Origin of the sequence: Mesorhizobium sp. M0659 (assembly GCF_040320605.1) — a bacterium.
Lineage (GTDB): Bacteria > Pseudomonadota > Alphaproteobacteria > Rhizobiales > Rhizobiaceae > Mesorhizobium.
In genome coordinates this window covers 150,964-165,354 of sequence record NZ_JAMYPY010000010.1, presented here as the reverse complement: position 1 = coordinate 165,354, position 14,391 = coordinate 150,964, and the positions used below count along the sequence as shown (strand labels likewise).

Below are 14,391 nucleotides of genomic sequence, written 5' to 3'. Positions count from 1 at the left end.
AGCCGGAGCAGTAATGTCTCAAAGTCACCCGCATACCGATTTCACCTCGCGTTTCGCCATCGACCCGGTTGCCGCGGCTTCTATGGGCACCGACGAACTGCGGCACAACTTCCATATTGACGACCTGTTCCAGCCGGGACGCGTCAGCCTGACCTATGCCCATTATGACCGCATGATCGTCGGCGGCGCCGTGCCGGAAGGGACAGCGCTGCCGCTGGAAGCGATCAAGCCAACGGGGACCAGGAATTTTCTCGACCGCCGCGAGCTGATCATCGTCAACATCGGCGGCGCCGGCTCGGTGACGGCAGATGGCGACACCCACCAGTTGCAGGCGCGCGACATGCTCTATCTAGGCATGGGCAGCACCGACGTGGCGTTCGCGTCGGCCGACAAGGCAGCGCCGGCCAAATTCTATCTGCTCAGCGCCCCGGCGCATCACGCCTATCCGAACCGGCTGATCCGCATCGGCGACGCCAAGCGGCTCGACCTCGGCAGCAAGGAAACCTGCAATGAGCGCTCGATCTTCCAGTTCATCCATGCCGATGGCGTCAAGACCTGCCAGCTGGTCGTCGGCATGACGCAGCTGGCGCCGGGCTCGGTGTGGAACACCATGCCTTGCCATGTGCATGACCGGCGCATGGAGGCCTATCTCTATTTCGACCTGCCGGAGACGGCGCGCGTCTTCCATTTCATGGGCGAGCCGGACGAAACCCGCCACATCGTCATGGCCAATGAGGAGGCAGTGCTGTCGCCCGGCTGGTCGATCCATTCAGGGGCAGGCACCTCGAATTATTCCTTCATCTGGGCGATGGCCGGCGACAATGTCGACTACACCGATGTCGACCCGGTGCCGCTGGGCGAACTGCGTTGAGCGGCCCTTCCTCCTTCAGCCTGGCCGGCAAGCGCGTCCTGGTCACCGGCGCAAACACCGGCATCGGCCAGGGCATCGCGGTCTCGATCGCGCGCGCCGGCGGCACCGTCATCGGTGTCGGCCGCTCGGCGATGGACGACACGGAAAGACAAGTCGCGGAAGCCGGCGGCCAGTTCGAGACTGTGCGGTGCGATCTCGCCGATCATGTTGCCGCCAAGGCCATGCTCGACCAGGTGTGGGAGAAGACCGGCCCGATCGACGGGCTGGTCAACAATGCCGGCATCATCCGCCGCGCCGATGCGGTCGATTTCTCGGAAACCGACTGGGACGACGTCGTCGACGTCAATCTGAAGACGCTGTTCTTTCTCAGCCAGGGTTTTGCCAGGCGCGTGCTGACCGACCCGAGGCGGCGCGGCAAGATCGTCAACATCGCCTCGGTGCTGAGTTTCCAGGGCGGCATCCGCGTCGCGTCCTATACCGCGTCGAAACATGGCGCGCTCGGCATAACCCGGCTGCTGGCCTGCGAATGGGCGGCAAAAGGCATCAACGTCAACGCCATTGCGCCCGGCTATATCGAAACCAACAACACCGAGGCGTTGCGCGCCGATCCCGACCGCAGTGCTGCCATCCTGGCGCGCATTCCGGCGGGACGTTGGGGCGGGCCGGAAGACATAGGCGATGCCGCCGTGTTCCTGCTGGCGCCAGCGTCCGACTATATGCATGGCGCGGTGGTTCCCGTGGACGGCGGCTGGCTGGCGCGATGAGGAGATGGTCATGATTGAAGCCAAGATTTTCGCACAGCCCGGCGAGAGCGCGTGGACGCCGACGCCGGACGGCAACAGGCGGCGCGTTCTCGTCTCCACCGATGAGCTGATGATGGTCGAGTTCGGCTTCGACAAGGGCGGCGTCGGCGCGCTGCATTCGCACCCGCATGTCCAGGCCAGCTATGTCGCCGAAGGCCGCTTCGAGGTGACCATCGACGGCCGCACCGCGACCATCGAGACCGGCGGCAGCTTCATCGTGCCGTCCAATCTGGGGCACGGCGTCAAGGCGCTGGAGGCCGGGCGCCTGGTCGACAGCTTTACCCCGCACCGCGCCGATTTCCTGGCCTGACCTTTTTCGGCAATTCCAGAAACAGGAAACCCGCGCCTCCTGGGGAGGCGCGGGCTGTTGCCTGTGCGCTCGTGGCGCAGCGGTACTCGAAACATCGCCGCAGGGTTGGACGGTGCCGCAACATGGTGAAGATAGGTTTAACGATGCCAATCAGGTCGATCGCCGGTGGGGTGTTGCTGCTGCTTGTTGTGGTCACGCAGGGGCTGCGCTAATCGTTCTGTCCACGCCGCTGCTTCGGGCGGCCGATCGAAACATCAGTGATGCAGATATTGACGACAAGCGTGCCGACGCACGATCCCAAACGGCGCGTCCTCAAGGACGTGTTCGGCTTCGACGATTTCCGTCCCGGACAGGCCGCGGTGATGGAGGCGCTGCTTGGCGGCCGCCATGTGCTGGCCGTCATGCCGACGGGTGCCGGCAAATCGCTGTGCTACCAGGTTCCGGCGCTGGTCAAGGGTGGGCTGACCATTGTCGTTTCGCCGCTAGTGGCGCTGATGCAGGATCAGGTCGCGGCACTGCGCCTCGCCGGCGTCGCCGCCGATACGATCAATTCCTCGATCGACCGTGATGCCAATGTCGCGGCATGGCGCCGCGTCGCGTCGGGCCAGACGCGGCTGCTCTACCTCGCGCCGGAACGGCTGATGACCGAGCGGATGCTGGATGCGCTTGCCAGGCTCGATGTCAGCCTGATCGCCATCGACGAGGCGCATTGCATTTCGCAGTGGGGGCCGGCGTTCCGGCGCGAATATGAAGACCTGTCGCAGCTGCGTGGCATCTTTCCCGACGTACCGATCATTGCGGTGACGGCGACGGCGGACGAGACGACGCGGGCAGACATCGAGAGACGGCTGTTTGGCGGGCGTGTCGAAACGCAGGTGCTTGGCTTCGACCGGCCCAACATCAAGCTTGCCATCGAGCCCAAGCAGGACAGCAAGCGGCAGTTGCTCAACTTCATCGAGCGCCATCAGGGGCGCAGCGGCATCGTCTACTGCCTGTCGCGCAAGAAGACCGAAGAGATGGCGGCATTCCTCGAAAAGAACGGCGTCCCCGCGCTCGCCTATCACGCCGGCATGAGCAAGGAGGCGCGTGATGCCAACCAGAACGCCTTCATGACGCTGTCGGGCGTCGTCATGGTGGCGACCATCGCCTTCGGCATGGGGATCGACAAGCCTGATGTCGCGTATGTCTTCCACACCGACCTGCCGGGCAGCCTCGAGGCCTATTACCAGGAAATCGGCCGCGCCGGTCGCGACGGCCGGGCGGCGGAGGCGCATATGCTTTACGGCCTTGGCGACATCCGCATGCGCCGCATGTTCATCGACGACGAGGACGCCGCTGTCGAACACAAGCGCCGCTCGCATGGCCGGCTCGATACGCTGATCGGCTATTGCGAGACGGCCGAGTGCCGCCGCCAGGTGCTGCTCGGTTATTTCGGTGAAGAGGCGGTCCCTTGCGGCAATTGCGACAATTGCCTGGAACAGGCGCCGCGCGCCGACGGCACCTCCGAGGCGCGCCTCATCCTGGCGGCGGTGGCGCAGAGCGGCGAGCGCTTCGGCGCCGGCCATGTCATCGACATCCTGATCGGCCACGAGACTGAAAAGATCGCGGCAAGGGGGCATCACAGGCTGGCAGCCTTCGGCAATGGCGCCGCGCACAAGAAGGATTTTTGGCAATCTATGATTCGCCAGCTGGTCGCGAACGGTTTCCTGATGCCGGACCCGGCCGGCCATGGCGGGTTGGCCATCGCGGACAAGGGCCACGCACTCGGCCGGGACGAGGTGCCGTTCCAGTATCGGGTCGAGATGCGCACGCGCGCCGCGCGCCGCGCGGCTCGCGCCGGGCAGAGCCCCCAGAGCGAAAATGTAGATGCGTCGCTGCTCGCGGCGCTCAAGACGCTGCGGCTGCGTCTGGCCAAGGAACGCCAGGTGCCGGCCTATGTGGTGTTTTCGGATCGTACACTGATCGACATGGCCGAGCGTCGTCCGCAAGACCTCGACGATTTTGCCGGGGTGAATGGCGTCGGCGCCGCCAAACTCAAGGAGTTCGGCAAGGCTTTTGTGAGCGCCATTGCCGCGCACCTTTCCGAGACGCCAGGCTGAAAGGGTTTTGCTGGACCAAAGCCCGATCCGGCATCAGTACGCCTTCAACTTGCCCGCCCGCTTATCCTTTCATTTTGGCGCTACCCTGCCGTAGGGGAATGGCCTTCTAAATTGTATGGAACCGGACGACAACACACATTCCTGAATCTATGCGGTCGATTCTTCGGATGTAGCCGTGACTATGGAAACCCGCTGTTGCGCGCGGATGGCGGTTTTCTCGGCCTTGGAGACGCTACCTCGGCAGCCGCTATCCGCTGACCCGAATGGTATGATTCAGACCATCTTTGTTGTTGAAAACCCGCTTTCGACGGGAGTATAAAACTCGAGGTTACCATTGCTTTTCGTATAGAGGCTGTGGTGGAAACGTGGGTCCAATCCGCAAAGCATTGCCTTGCGTGGAAGTGGTCGAAGCCTGCGGCGGATGGTCCGTTCCTGTGGCCAAGGAAGACCAGGAAATTACCCGATCATTCGTGATTGAACCGTTTGCGCTGTCCTATGCTGAGGGCCAGCGGATACGCCTGCATCTCGACAAGTTCGTTCGTCTGTAGAGAGGCTAAGCCCGATGAAAGACCGGTGGGAACCTGACCACCAGTTCATTGAAAGCGCCCGCCGTAGCCAGCTCCGAGCGGAGAGCCAACTGGACTCCCTGCAATCGACCATCGCCGAAACGCGACGCGTCCTAGAGGCTTCACGGAAGCTCTTGGAAAAGATAGGGAATGGCCGGTGCAGGTTGGGCATGCTTGTGGGGCTTCACCGCACCGGCCACTGCGGGAAGATATGAGGCCCCCCGCGCCGCCTAAGATATAGGCATATTAGCAATCGCGCAATTAACCCTATTGCGCTACCCAGCCGTAGAGGCAAGGAAATCGGAGAAGTTGGTGCCGGTTAACCGCCAGCACGCGAGCAAGTCATTCTGAAAGCATGAAAAACGCGATTTTGCTCGTGCCAATTGAGCGTCTGAAATCTAGTTCCTCCTGCCGATTATCCCTAAGTTAACTGGAATACTTATATCCCCGAAGGGTTGCGAATCAGTCGATTGTCAAGCGCATGCCATGGAGCAAGCAAGGGATCGATTTGAGCAGAAGGGCCGCAGCGGTCGAAGCGCGCTGGGAAATCCGAGCGGCTTCGGCAATTGTCCGCTCTGGCTCGCCCGCTACAACTCGACTCGCGCAGTGTGGACGGAATCACCGGCCATGTGGACGAGAACAATCTGGCGATGTCGTTCACCGAGTTTCGTTCGCGCTACAGCCTCTAAGGGCAAGGTAATCAAGGCGCTCGGATCGCCGCCTCAGGCGGCTTCGCGTTCGGCCTGCGCAGTCGGGTCCGGCTCCTGGCGGCTGTACTGCCGCGGCGAACAGCCCATGACGCGCTTGAATGCCGTGCTGAAGGCGCTTTCGGATTCGTAGCCGAGCGCCAGGGCGATGACGGAAACCGGATCGCCGGAATGCATCAGCCTGTCGCCGGCCAGCATCATGCGCCAGCGCGTCAGATAATCCAGGGGTGAGGCCCCGACCGTCTGCTTGAATCTGAGCGCAAAAGTCGATCGCGACATGCCGGCGCGCTCCGCCAGTTGCTGCAATGTCCAGCCATGCGCCGGGTCCTCGTGCATGGCGCCGATCGCCGCGCCGATCTGCCTGTCGGTGAGTGCGAACAGCCAGCCGACATTGCCTTGCGCGGTCATATGCAGGCGCAAGGCCTCGATCAGGATCATGTGGGCGAGGTGCTCGACGATGAGAAAGCCGCCGGGACGCCGCTGGCGCAATTCCTGCATCATCCGCTCCACCGGCCAGCGAAGCGCCGAATGGTCGCTCTCGCCGCGGATGTGGACGATGGGCGGCAGCATCCGCAACAGGATGCCGGCATGGTCGCCGGACAGCGTGAAGCGACTGCTGACCAGGAGGAAATCGCCGCCGCCATTATGGACGGTGATGCCGCCGGTCCGCGCCGGTGAAAAGATCGTTCGCGCATCGACCGTCGGCAGGCCGAGATCGCTGGCAAGGCGGAAAGGCCGGCCGCGCGGCAACAGGAAGCAGTCGCCCACGTCCAGCCGCACCGCGTCAGGGACGCCCTCGACCGACAGCCAGCATCGGCCGGACACCACGGCGCCGCATTTGATGGCGGCCTGCTGGTCAGGGAACTGGATCGCCCAGTCGCCACCGGTTTCCAGCCCAGCCGACAGGTAATTGCGCGGCTTCAGTAGCGACAGCACGTCTGACAGCGGATCCATGAGCGTTCTCGGACGATTGCGAAGATATCTCGGATTTTACAGTATAGATCGTATGATCGCAACCTTCTATCTCCTTCGGCAACGGGCTGCCTGTACGGCCTTCGCCGAAAACCAAGGAGAAATGATCATGCGTGTGTTCGTTACCGGGGCTACCGGTTTTGTCGGTTCGGCTGTTGTGCGGGAATTGCTCGGGGCGGGCCATCAGGTGCTTGGCCTCGCGCGGTCGGAAGCAGGTGCGGAGTCGATCGTGGCCGCGGGCGCCGAGGCGCATCGCGGCGATATCGAGGATTTCGAGAGCCTGCGCAGCGGCGCTGCCCAATCGGATGGCGTCATCCACACGGCCTTCAACCACGACTTTTCGAGATTCGCCGCCAGTTGCGCAGTTGACCAGCGCGCCATCGAAACGCTCGGCGCGGCGCTCGAGGGTTCCGAGCGGCCGCTGCTTGTCACCTCCGGACTCGCCGGTTTTGCTCAGGGAAGGCCGGCAACCGAAGACGACAAACCTGCGCCTCCATCGGTCTCCATGCCGCGCGCTTCGGAAGCAACGGCCGTGGCGCTCGCAGCGCGCGGGGTGCGCGCATCGACGGTGCGGCTGGCGCCGACCGTCCATGGCGAGGGCGATCACGGTTTCGTGCCGATGCTGATTGCCATTGCGCGTGAAAAGGGCGTCTCGGCCTATGTCGGCGACGGCGCAAATCGCTGGGCGGCGGTGCACCGGTTCGACGCCGCCACCCTGTACAGGCTGGCGCTGGAGAAGGGGGCGGGCGGCGTCAGCTATCATGCGGTTGCCGAACAGGGCGTGGCGAGCAAAGAGATCGCCGAGATCATCGGCCGCCGGCTCGGCCTGCCGGTCGTTTCCATAGGCCCCGAGGAGGCGGCTGCGCATTTCGGCTTTCTCGGGCATTTCATCGGCAGGGACTTGTCGGCGTCAAGTGAGCAGACCCGCACTGCGCTGGGATGGCAGCCGACCGGGCTTGGGCTCATCGCCGATCTCGACCGTCCCGGCTATTTCGAGGCCTGATCAGGCCGGCCAGTCGCGTTGCATTGCACGACCGACAGCCTGGCGATCAGCGGCAGTGCCAGCAACACGGCCAGACGCAGCCCGCCGAGCGGGCAGCACCGTCGTGCTGCTGGAACCGCCGCCACATCTGTATGGCGGCAGCAGAACGAACACGGCGTAGAGGCCGACCGCAGCCCGGACGAGCTGCTCGCCCGTCGCCGGAAAGCCGGCGAAGACATGGCCTCGTCATGGCAGACCTACCTTGCTACGGGGATGCGCGCGCGATTCCCGCGCCTAGTTAGAGATCGCCCTTCCTCACCTTGCCGTAAACGATATTCCGGTTCGAGCCATAGTAGACTTTCGCGTCGAAAGGACTCCCGCCGAGGGCGGCATTGATGATGTCCCACATATCGTCGGCCGAACGTAGGATGAGCGGCCAATCCATGAAAGTCTCCATGTAACCATCCGTCGTTATCTCGTCGCTGAAATTGGCAAACAGGAATTCGCCACCGGGCTTGACAAGTTCCATGGCTCTTTGAAGCAGGCGGACGCCGATGGCACGCGGCAGGTAATCGTAAAGCCCCGATGCGTAGACGAGATCGAATGTGCCAAGGGCGTAGGCGCGGCGTAGGATGCCGCGTACGGAACCCTGGACTGCCTCGACTGCCGTGCCGGCAAAGTCGTGGTTCACCATGGCTACGCTGACGGGGTCCTGATCCAGGCCGATCCAACGTTGCAGTTTATGCCTGGCCAACGCGTCGGAGCGTTCGGCTTCCCTGAGGTGGCCGCAGGCAATCGCCAGCACCTCAGCCTTTTCCACACTGCTGGCCGTCTCGTCCACGGTCCTGGCCAGAATATCCCGCCGCTCGCGCCCCGCCACCGAACTGGCAGCTTCACTGGTGTACGCATAAATTTGCCGACCAAGTAAGGTCGACGAGGCCACGATCTCGTCGGCGATCGGATGCTTGTAGTAAATATCCAGCAGGCCTGCATCGCCTGAATACCCGCGCGGTTTTTCGACCGACCACCGCGTGAACGGGTCTTGGAGCAAATATTCCGCGACCCGATGCTGCTGAGCCAAAGGAACGAGTTTCTGCCAGACCGCGGGAGCAACCTGCCGGCGGAGCTTGTGGAGTCGCCCCGCCAAACGATGGACGACGGGGGCGGCCGGTTTGTTTCGCGCAAAGGCTTGATGAGCAAGGTCCAGTATCAGGGCGAGCTGGGCCGTGCTGTCCCTCAACTCGTCGGAGTCAGCCGCCTCTTCGGAGGTCGCAACATGTTTCTTCATCAGCCTGGTGGTGACCAGGCTGTATTGGTCGAGCTGCAGTTTTGGCTTGATAGGCATGCCGTTTACTCTCCGGTTTACCGCCCCGGTCCCCGGCCAGCAGCATAGGTGCGCCGCCAACCAATGCTAACAATTTTAATAAAATTTTAGTAAAATTTTAATCAACGGAACGGCCATCAATCCTGCAAACTGGCTAAATCCGAACCGCCCGTTTACCCTCGGTTAGCGACATCTGACTTTTCTTGCGGACAGGGACGTCTTCATTCCCCAACCGCAGGCGACGTCGGCTGTTGCATTCGCTACTGCAGATCGCGGAGGAGCGTTGCGATGCAACTGAGCGAGGACGTTGCCCAGAAGGTGGCGGCAGCGATTGGACGTCCGCGGTGGCATTCCGCCGATCCGGAACTCCTGACACTGTTCCTGCAGAAGGATGCCGATGAGAATCGCAGCCTTGTGCGATGGGGTATTGCGGCTGCTGTATTCAGCTATGTGGCCTATGGCCTTTTCGATTGGTTTCTCTTTCCGGATGTCGCCGGCCGGCTTGTTTTGACGCGCGTTACGCTAGGGATCACTTCCCTGGCGCTTGTCGAATTTGTCGCCCGACGGGGCTTTGCCCTTGCCACCTTGCACCTTGTAGCAGCGCTGGCGATTGTCTCCGGTGCCCTTGGGTGGCTCGTCTCCGCTGTTGGAACAGAGCATCAGGATGCCCTCTCCCATTTCATGGTTTTTGGCACAGTGTTCATCCTGGGTGCGAATCTGTTCTTCAACTTCCGTTTTTGGCTTTCAGCCCTTGCCTCCGCGACGGTCGCCGCAAGCTTTGTGTACGCCGCGATGTTCTCCCTTCAGGCCGACATCGCCGGCCGCATCGTGCTGTCGGCCTATTTCGTGAACTGCCTCGTCTTGTCGCTTTATCTTTCGTGGCGGCTGAGCCTGGAGCGGTACCAGACTTTCCTGCACGCGCTTCGGGCGCAGTTCCAGGAGCAGGCTGCTATCAAGAAGGGGCAAAAGCTAACCGAAATCGCCGACACCGATCCGCTCACGGGAATGAAGAACCGCAGGGCGATCATTCGAGAATTCTCGGAGCTGCGCGAAGACTGGGCCGCGGACGACGACGAGATAGGGCTCATTCTGATCGACGTCGACTACTTCAAAAGGTTCAATGACGGACTTGGTCATCAGGCCGGCGACGATTGCCTGATCAAACTCGCCCATGTCCTCTCCGAGATGGCGGCTGCCAACAACGCCATCGCGGCCCGCTATGGCGGAGAAGAATTCGTCATTCTCTGCAAGGTCACCGGGCGGGCTCACCTTCATGAGATAACGAAGAAATTCTGTCGCGCTGTAGAGGATTTGGATATCTATCACCCTGACCGGGGCGACAAGCTCAACATCGTCACGATCAGTGCCGGAGCGTCGTTGACGCGCGCCGATCAGAGCATAGAGCTTAGAATCCTGCTGCAGGAAGCTGACCGCGCACTCTACGCGTCCAAGTTTGCCGGTCGGGCTACGTTCACGATTTACGACCCACACGCCACCAGCCAGGATCGCTCGGGCGAAAATCTTTCAGAACTGCTGAAGGTGGCAGTTTCCAACCAGCTCGTTTCTGTCGCCTACCAGCCAATTCGCGAGCTGGCGTCGGGACGCGTGCTGGGCCACGAGAGTCTGATGCGGGTATGCGACTTCGACGGCACCATGATCAGTCCGTCCGTATTCATACCCGTTGCCGAGCAGACCGGAGCGATCGTGGAACTGGGTACGTGGCTGATCGATCGAGCCTGCGGTGACATGACGGAATACGGATTGGGCTCGGTCGTGACGGTGAACGTCTCCGTTCTTCAGCTCAAGGCTCCCAACTTTTCGCTCCGGATCACCGAAATCCTTGGCAGGCACGGTCTTGCGCCCCAGAAACTGGCCATCGAAATCACCGAAGGCAGTGACATCTTTCTGGAGGCGCAAGCGGTAAGAAACGTGGAGCGGTTGCGAAAACTCGGCGTTCAGATCTGGCTGGACGACTTCGGAACGGGATTTGCCGGCCTGACATGGCTCCGCCGCTTCAAATTCGACGTGGTCAAGATCGATCGCAGCTTCCTCCACGATTGCCAGACGTCTCGTGGCTTGAGCCTGTTGCGGGACATGGTCGGGCTGCTTCGCAATCTCGGCCATGTCGTGCTCGCCGAGGGCGTCGAAACGGAGGAGCAGTACATATTGCTGCAGCGCCTGGGGGTAAATTTGATGCAGGGCTTCCTCACCGGGCATCCAGTCCCGATCGAAGGCGTAAACCAAATGAGGCAAGGCCTTGTTGCCTAGCGGCAGCCTCTACGCTGAAGCTTCGGAGGGCATCCTGCTTCGTTCCGGTCCCCCTACGCTACTTCGTAGCTTCGGGCGACACTCCTACGCCCAGATTCGGTTCCGGGTGGCCTGCCACCCGAAGCCCGCAGGGCGTAGTGGCGGAGAGGGAGGGATTCGAACCCCCGATGGGCTTGCACCCATGCCGCATTTCGAGTGCGGTGCATTCGACCACTCTGCCACCTCTCCGCGGTCATGGTCGGCCGTTGCCGGCGCGGCGCACTAGATAACGGCTGGGCGGGGAGGTTACAAGGCCAAATCCGCGGGGGAATTCAGCTTCCTGTGCGGGCTCTGCCGGGAGGGCTGCGTTGCGGCCACGTCGGCAGATGGGGCTAACCGGTCCTCGACCGGAGGGATCGGGGGCGGCAAGGAGGCGGCGTGGCCAAGGATTCCGCCCGTTTGCCTTGACTCGTACCGAACCTTCGGTTAGGGGAAGCGCGCAATCGGCGTGGAGGGTTCTTCCACGCCGCTTGTTTTTCGAACCCGCAGACTGACAAAAAGACGGCCGAACCGCGTGACGCGGCTCATCGAGGCCGACCGAACAGCGAAAGGCAAAAAATGTTCGCAGTCATTAAAACGGGCGGTAAGCAGTATCGCGTTGCCGCCAACGATCTCCTGAAGATCGAGAAGCTCGAAGCCAATGTCGGCGATATCGTCGAAATCGGCAGCGTCCTCGCCCATGGCGAAGGCGAAAATGTCACCTTCGGCGCCCCGTTCGTCGATGGCGCTCTGGTCACGGCGGAAGTCGTCGAGCAGGGCAAGAACCGCACCGTCATCGCTTTCAAGAAGCGCCGCCGGCAGAATTCGCGCCGCAAGATCGGCCACCGCCAGCTTCTGACCACCGTGCGGATCGCCGAGATCCTGCTGGGTGGCGCCAAGCCTTCCAAGAAGGCCTCAGCCAAGGTGGAAGCCAAGGAAGTCAAGGCTGACGTAGCGCCCGAGGCGAAGGCCGAGGCCGCGCCGAAGGAAGCCAAGGCGAAGAAGGAAGCCAAAGCCGAGGCTGCTCCGAAGGATGAAGCCAAGACGGAGACCGCCGTCGCCGCGCCGCTGTTCAAGGCGCCGAAGGGCGAGCCGGACGATTTGGCCGTGATCAAGGGCATCGGCCCGGTTGCCGCCGGCCAGCTGCACGAGCAGGGCATCACCACCTTCGCCCAGCTTGCCAAGCTGTCGGACAAGGACGTGGCCAAGATCGACGCGCACATGCCCTTCAGCACCGACCAGATCAACGACTGGCGCGAGCAGGCCAAGGAACTGGCGAAGAAGTAAAACGATCCGGCGACAAGGTCGCCGGATCGGACTTGAAACGGAACGCGAACGCGTTCATAAGACCATTCAAGCGCCCCAGGGCGCATCGGAGTTAGTTAGATGGCACACAAGAAAGCTGGCGGCTCGTCGCGCAACGGTCGCGACTCGCATTCCAAGCGTCTGGGCGTGAAGAAGTTCGGCGGCGAAGCCGTCATCCCGGGCAACATCATCATCCGTCAACGCGGCACCACCTGGCATCCCGGCGTCAATGTCGGCATGGGCACGGACCACACCCTTTTTGCGCTCGAGACCGGCGCAGTCACCTTCAACAAAAAAGCCAACGGCCGAACCTACGTATCGGTCAACCCGATTACCAAAGCCGCGGAGTAGCCGGTTCCGCACTATAAAACCGGCGCCCATCTCGGGAACCGGTGTCTGGCCAAACCAGTGAATGGAGCCAGGAAAAGGATCAGGGGAGATGGGTTTTCCATCTCCCCTTTTTTCTTGCCTGGAGGACGTCGAATGGTTGCCGAAGCGGAAGACACCGAAGACGAAAGTTACGCGATAGATTGCCCGGTGCTGGCCACGGAGCGGCTGGTGATGCGCGCTCCCTGCGAAGCCGACATCGCGCAACTGGTCGAGCTTGCCGACAACCGTCACGTCGCCGAGATGCTGGCCCGCATGCCGCACCCCTATGGTGAGGCAGAGGCACGCGCCTTCCTGGCTATGACGAGATCGCGCCGGGCCGGCATCGCCTATGCGCTGACGCTGGCCAGTACCGACATTTTCGTCGGCTGCGCCGGCCTCAACATGACCGACCGCGGGCTGGAGCTCGGCTACTGGATCGGCGAGCCCTACTGGAAGCGCGGCTATGCGACGGAGGCCGCGCACGCGTTGGTCGACCTCGCCTTCCAACGGACCTCGATCCAGGTGCTGCAGGCTTCGACGCGGGTGATCAATCCGGCCTCGCGCCGGGTCATCCACAAATGCGGCTTCCAGTATGCCGGCCAGGGCATGCTGAACTCGATCGTCGCCGGCCAGGTGCCGGTCGAGCGGTACCGGCTGGACAGAAAGACCTGGATCAGTCTTCGAAACTGGGTGCATTTCTAGGTGTTTTGATATTCAGGTGAGGCCGGCCTGCAAACGCGGGTTTTATGCGCTTCCGGTGCACGTACTTAAGTACACTCCGCTCCGGTTCTCGAAAACCAGTGTTTTCGGCTCGGCCTGACCTGAATCTCAACACACCTAGCGCGTGCCTCCAAACGACAGGTTTGGAAACGTTGGTTGTGGATCGGGCTCAACTCAGCCCATCTCGACCCAAATCGGGAGATGGTCCGAGCCGACCGCTTCACGGTCGACCCACAGGCGCTTCAGCGATCCGGCGAGCGAGGCCGAGGTGAAGATGTAGTCGATGCGTTTGTGGCGGCTTGTGTCTTCGGGTCGCGTGGGATCGACCCAGGTGACGACGTCTGGTGTGTTCAGGCGCTGGGCGACGTCGACGGCGAGATCGGCGGTCAGCGGCATGCCGAATTCATGGTCCGGGCGGCCGACGAGTTCGACATATTCGGGCGAGCCGGGCAGCATGTTGAAGTCGCCCATGACTATGAAGGCTTCGGGATAGGGCAGGTCCGGCAGGCCGATCTCGGGAATGCCGGAGAGACCGCCGCCCTCGAAGGCATAGTTCAACAGGCGCTGGCGCAGGAACCTGATCTGGCTGGCGCGCTCAACCGGACTGCGATGGTCAAGATGCGTGGAATAGAAGCGGATGAAGCCGAGCGGGGTCTCGACCAGCGCCTCGAGTGCGCCGCGCTGGAAGTTCATCGCCTCAAGGCTGCGGCTGCGCGGCAAAAGCAGATTGCGCGACAGATGGATCGGCGTCTTCGACAGCACCATGTTGCCGAGCTGGAAAGTGGTGGTGATGGCGCGGCCGGCCTCCAGGCGCGAGCCGACATTGACCTCGAAATTGCTGCCGTAGGCGGCAAAATATTCGGGCAGCGCCTCGCCGATCTCGGCGACCATGTCGCGGTTGCCGTTCCTCGGATTGTTGCGGGTCACTTCCTGCAGCGCGATCACGTCGGCGCCGCGAACCGCCGCGGTGATGCGGCCGAGATCGTAGCGGCCATCCAGACCGATACCGTACTGAATGTTGTAGCTTACAACCTTCATTCCCGCGCCCCTCAAGCTCCGTCCGCGAACACTGCTACC

The 14,391-nt window shown here is 62.2% G+C and carries 13 protein-coding genes and 1 tRNA gene; 10 read left to right on the top strand and 4 right to left on the bottom strand.

What is annotated here, in order from left to right:
- Positions 1–13 precede the first annotated feature (13 nt).
- The 5 genes from kduI to NKI31_RS18115 all read left to right on the top strand — a co-directional run bounded on the left by kduI (position 14) and on the right by NKI31_RS18115 (position 4,631).
- Entirely contained in the window at positions 14–871 is an 858-nt protein-coding gene (gene kduI, locus NKI31_RS18135; protein ID WP_023704937.1) for a 5-dehydro-4-deoxy-D-glucuronate isomerase, read from the top strand.
- Complete coding sequence (kduD, locus tag NKI31_RS18130) at positions 868–1,635, top strand: 2-dehydro-3-deoxy-D-gluconate 5-dehydrogenase KduD (protein WP_023704936.1); 768 nt, start codon at positions 868–870, stop codon at positions 1,633–1,635. Before kduI ends, kduD begins: the two co-directional genes overlap by 4 nt.
- Before the next feature lie 10 nt (positions 1,636–1,645).
- Positions 1,646–1,984 (top strand): cupin domain-containing protein, encoded by a 339-nt coding sequence (locus NKI31_RS18125; protein WP_352652243.1) that lies wholly within the window; start codon positions 1,646–1,648, stop codon positions 1,982–1,984.
- A gap of 260 nt (positions 1,985–2,244) precedes the next feature.
- Positions 2,245–4,083 carry a DNA helicase RecQ gene (gene recQ, locus NKI31_RS18120; protein WP_023747309.1) on the top strand — a complete coding sequence of 613 codons (1,839 nt, stop codon included), beginning with the start codon at positions 2,245–2,247 and terminating at the stop codon, positions 4,081–4,083.
- 395 nt (positions 4,084–4,478) lie between these two features.
- Positions 4,479–4,631 (top strand): hypothetical protein, encoded by a 153-nt coding sequence (locus NKI31_RS18115; RefSeq protein ID WP_352652242.1) that lies wholly within the window; start codon positions 4,479–4,481, stop codon positions 4,629–4,631.
- 740 nt (positions 4,632–5,371) lie between these two features.
- Here the strand turns inward: NKI31_RS18115 and NKI31_RS18110 are convergent.
- Positions 5,372–6,310 (bottom strand): AraC family transcriptional regulator, encoded by a 939-nt coding sequence (locus tag NKI31_RS18110; protein ID WP_023747308.1) that lies wholly within the window; start codon positions 6,308–6,310, stop codon positions 5,372–5,374.
- Positions 6,311–6,437: 127 nt separating this feature from the next.
- Here NKI31_RS18110 and NKI31_RS18105 point away from each other — a divergent pair, with 127 nt between their 5' ends.
- Entirely contained in the window at positions 6,438–7,331 is an 894-nt protein-coding gene (locus NKI31_RS18105) for an SDR family oxidoreductase (RefSeq protein WP_023704933.1), read from the top strand.
- A gap of 277 nt (positions 7,332–7,608) precedes the next feature.
- Here NKI31_RS18105 and NKI31_RS18100 read toward each other — a convergent pair whose 3' ends face one another.
- A complete protein-coding gene (locus tag NKI31_RS18100; RefSeq protein ID WP_352652241.1) occupies positions 7,609–8,655 on the bottom strand; it encodes a class I SAM-dependent methyltransferase in 1,047 nt (348 codons plus the stop codon).
- A gap of 267 nt (positions 8,656–8,922) precedes the next feature.
- Between NKI31_RS18100 and NKI31_RS18095 the strand changes: the two genes are divergently transcribed.
- Positions 8,923–10,902 carry a putative bifunctional diguanylate cyclase/phosphodiesterase gene (locus NKI31_RS18095; RefSeq protein WP_352652240.1) on the top strand — a complete coding sequence of 660 codons (1,980 nt, stop codon included), beginning with the start codon at positions 8,923–8,925 and terminating at the stop codon, positions 10,900–10,902.
- 138 nt (positions 10,903–11,040) lie between these two features.
- On the opposite strand, the gene NKI31_RS18090 is transcribed toward NKI31_RS18095, so the two are convergent.
- A tRNA-Ser gene (locus NKI31_RS18090) sits at positions 11,041–11,130 on the bottom strand.
- 369 nt (positions 11,131–11,499) lie between these two features.
- Between NKI31_RS18090 and NKI31_RS18085 the strand changes: the two genes are divergently transcribed.
- From NKI31_RS18085 to NKI31_RS18075, 3 genes are all read left to right on the top strand, one after another.
- On the top strand, positions 11,500–12,207 hold the full coding sequence (locus NKI31_RS18085) for a 50S ribosomal protein L21 (protein ID WP_023693165.1): 708 nt from the start codon (positions 11,500–11,502) through the stop codon (positions 12,205–12,207).
- 99 nt (positions 12,208–12,306) lie between these two features.
- On the top strand, positions 12,307–12,576 hold the full coding sequence (gene rpmA / locus NKI31_RS18080; protein WP_015315190.1) for a 50S ribosomal protein L27: 270 nt from the start codon (positions 12,307–12,309) through the stop codon (positions 12,574–12,576).
- Positions 12,577–12,708: 132 nt separating this feature from the next.
- Positions 12,709–13,296 (top strand): GNAT family N-acetyltransferase, encoded by a 588-nt coding sequence (locus NKI31_RS18075; protein WP_023700237.1) that lies wholly within the window; start codon positions 12,709–12,711, stop codon positions 13,294–13,296.
- Between the two features lie 192 nt (positions 13,297–13,488).
- Here NKI31_RS18075 and NKI31_RS18070 read toward each other — a convergent pair whose 3' ends face one another.
- Positions 13,489–14,352: an endonuclease/exonuclease/phosphatase family protein gene (locus NKI31_RS18070; RefSeq protein ID WP_023728671.1), complete on the bottom strand. Its 864-nt coding sequence runs from the start codon at positions 14,350–14,352 to the stop codon at positions 13,489–13,491.
- Positions 14,353–14,391: the final 39 nt, after the last annotated feature.

Excerpts from the sequence above, each read along its gene's own strand:
- NKI31_RS18075 (WP_023700237.1), top strand. The coding sequence starts at position 12,709 with ATGGTTGCCGAAGCGGAAGACACCGAAGACGAAAGTTACGCGATAGAT.
- NKI31_RS18125 (WP_352652243.1), top strand. The coding sequence starts at position 1,646 with ATGATTGAAGCCAAGATTTTCGCACAGCCCGGCGAGAGCGCGTGGACG.
- kduI (WP_023704937.1), top strand. The coding sequence starts at position 14 with ATGTCTCAAAGTCACCCGCATACCGATTTCACCTCGCGTTTCGCCATC.
- rpmA (WP_015315190.1), top strand. The coding sequence starts at position 12,307 with ATGGCACACAAGAAAGCTGGCGGCTCGTCGCGCAACGGTCGCGACTCG.
- NKI31_RS18100 (WP_352652241.1), bottom strand. The coding sequence starts at position 8,655 with ATGCCTATCAAGCCAAAACTGCAGCTCGACCAATACAGCCTGGTCACC.
- NKI31_RS18095 (WP_352652240.1), top strand. The coding sequence starts at position 8,923 with ATGCAACTGAGCGAGGACGTTGCCCAGAAGGTGGCGGCAGCGATTGGA.
- NKI31_RS18085 (WP_023693165.1), top strand. The coding sequence starts at position 11,500 with ATGTTCGCAGTCATTAAAACGGGCGGTAAGCAGTATCGCGTTGCCGCC.
- NKI31_RS18110 (WP_023747308.1), bottom strand. The coding sequence starts at position 6,310 with ATGGATCCGCTGTCAGACGTGCTGTCGCTACTGAAGCCGCGCAATTAC.
- NKI31_RS18105 (WP_023704933.1), top strand. The coding sequence starts at position 6,438 with ATGCGTGTGTTCGTTACCGGGGCTACCGGTTTTGTCGGTTCGGCTGTT.
- recQ (WP_023747309.1), top strand. The coding sequence starts at position 2,245 with ATGCAGATATTGACGACAAGCGTGCCGACGCACGATCCCAAACGGCGC.
- NKI31_RS18070 (WP_023728671.1), bottom strand. The coding sequence starts at position 14,352 with ATGAAGGTTGTAAGCTACAACATTCAGTACGGTATCGGTCTGGATGGC.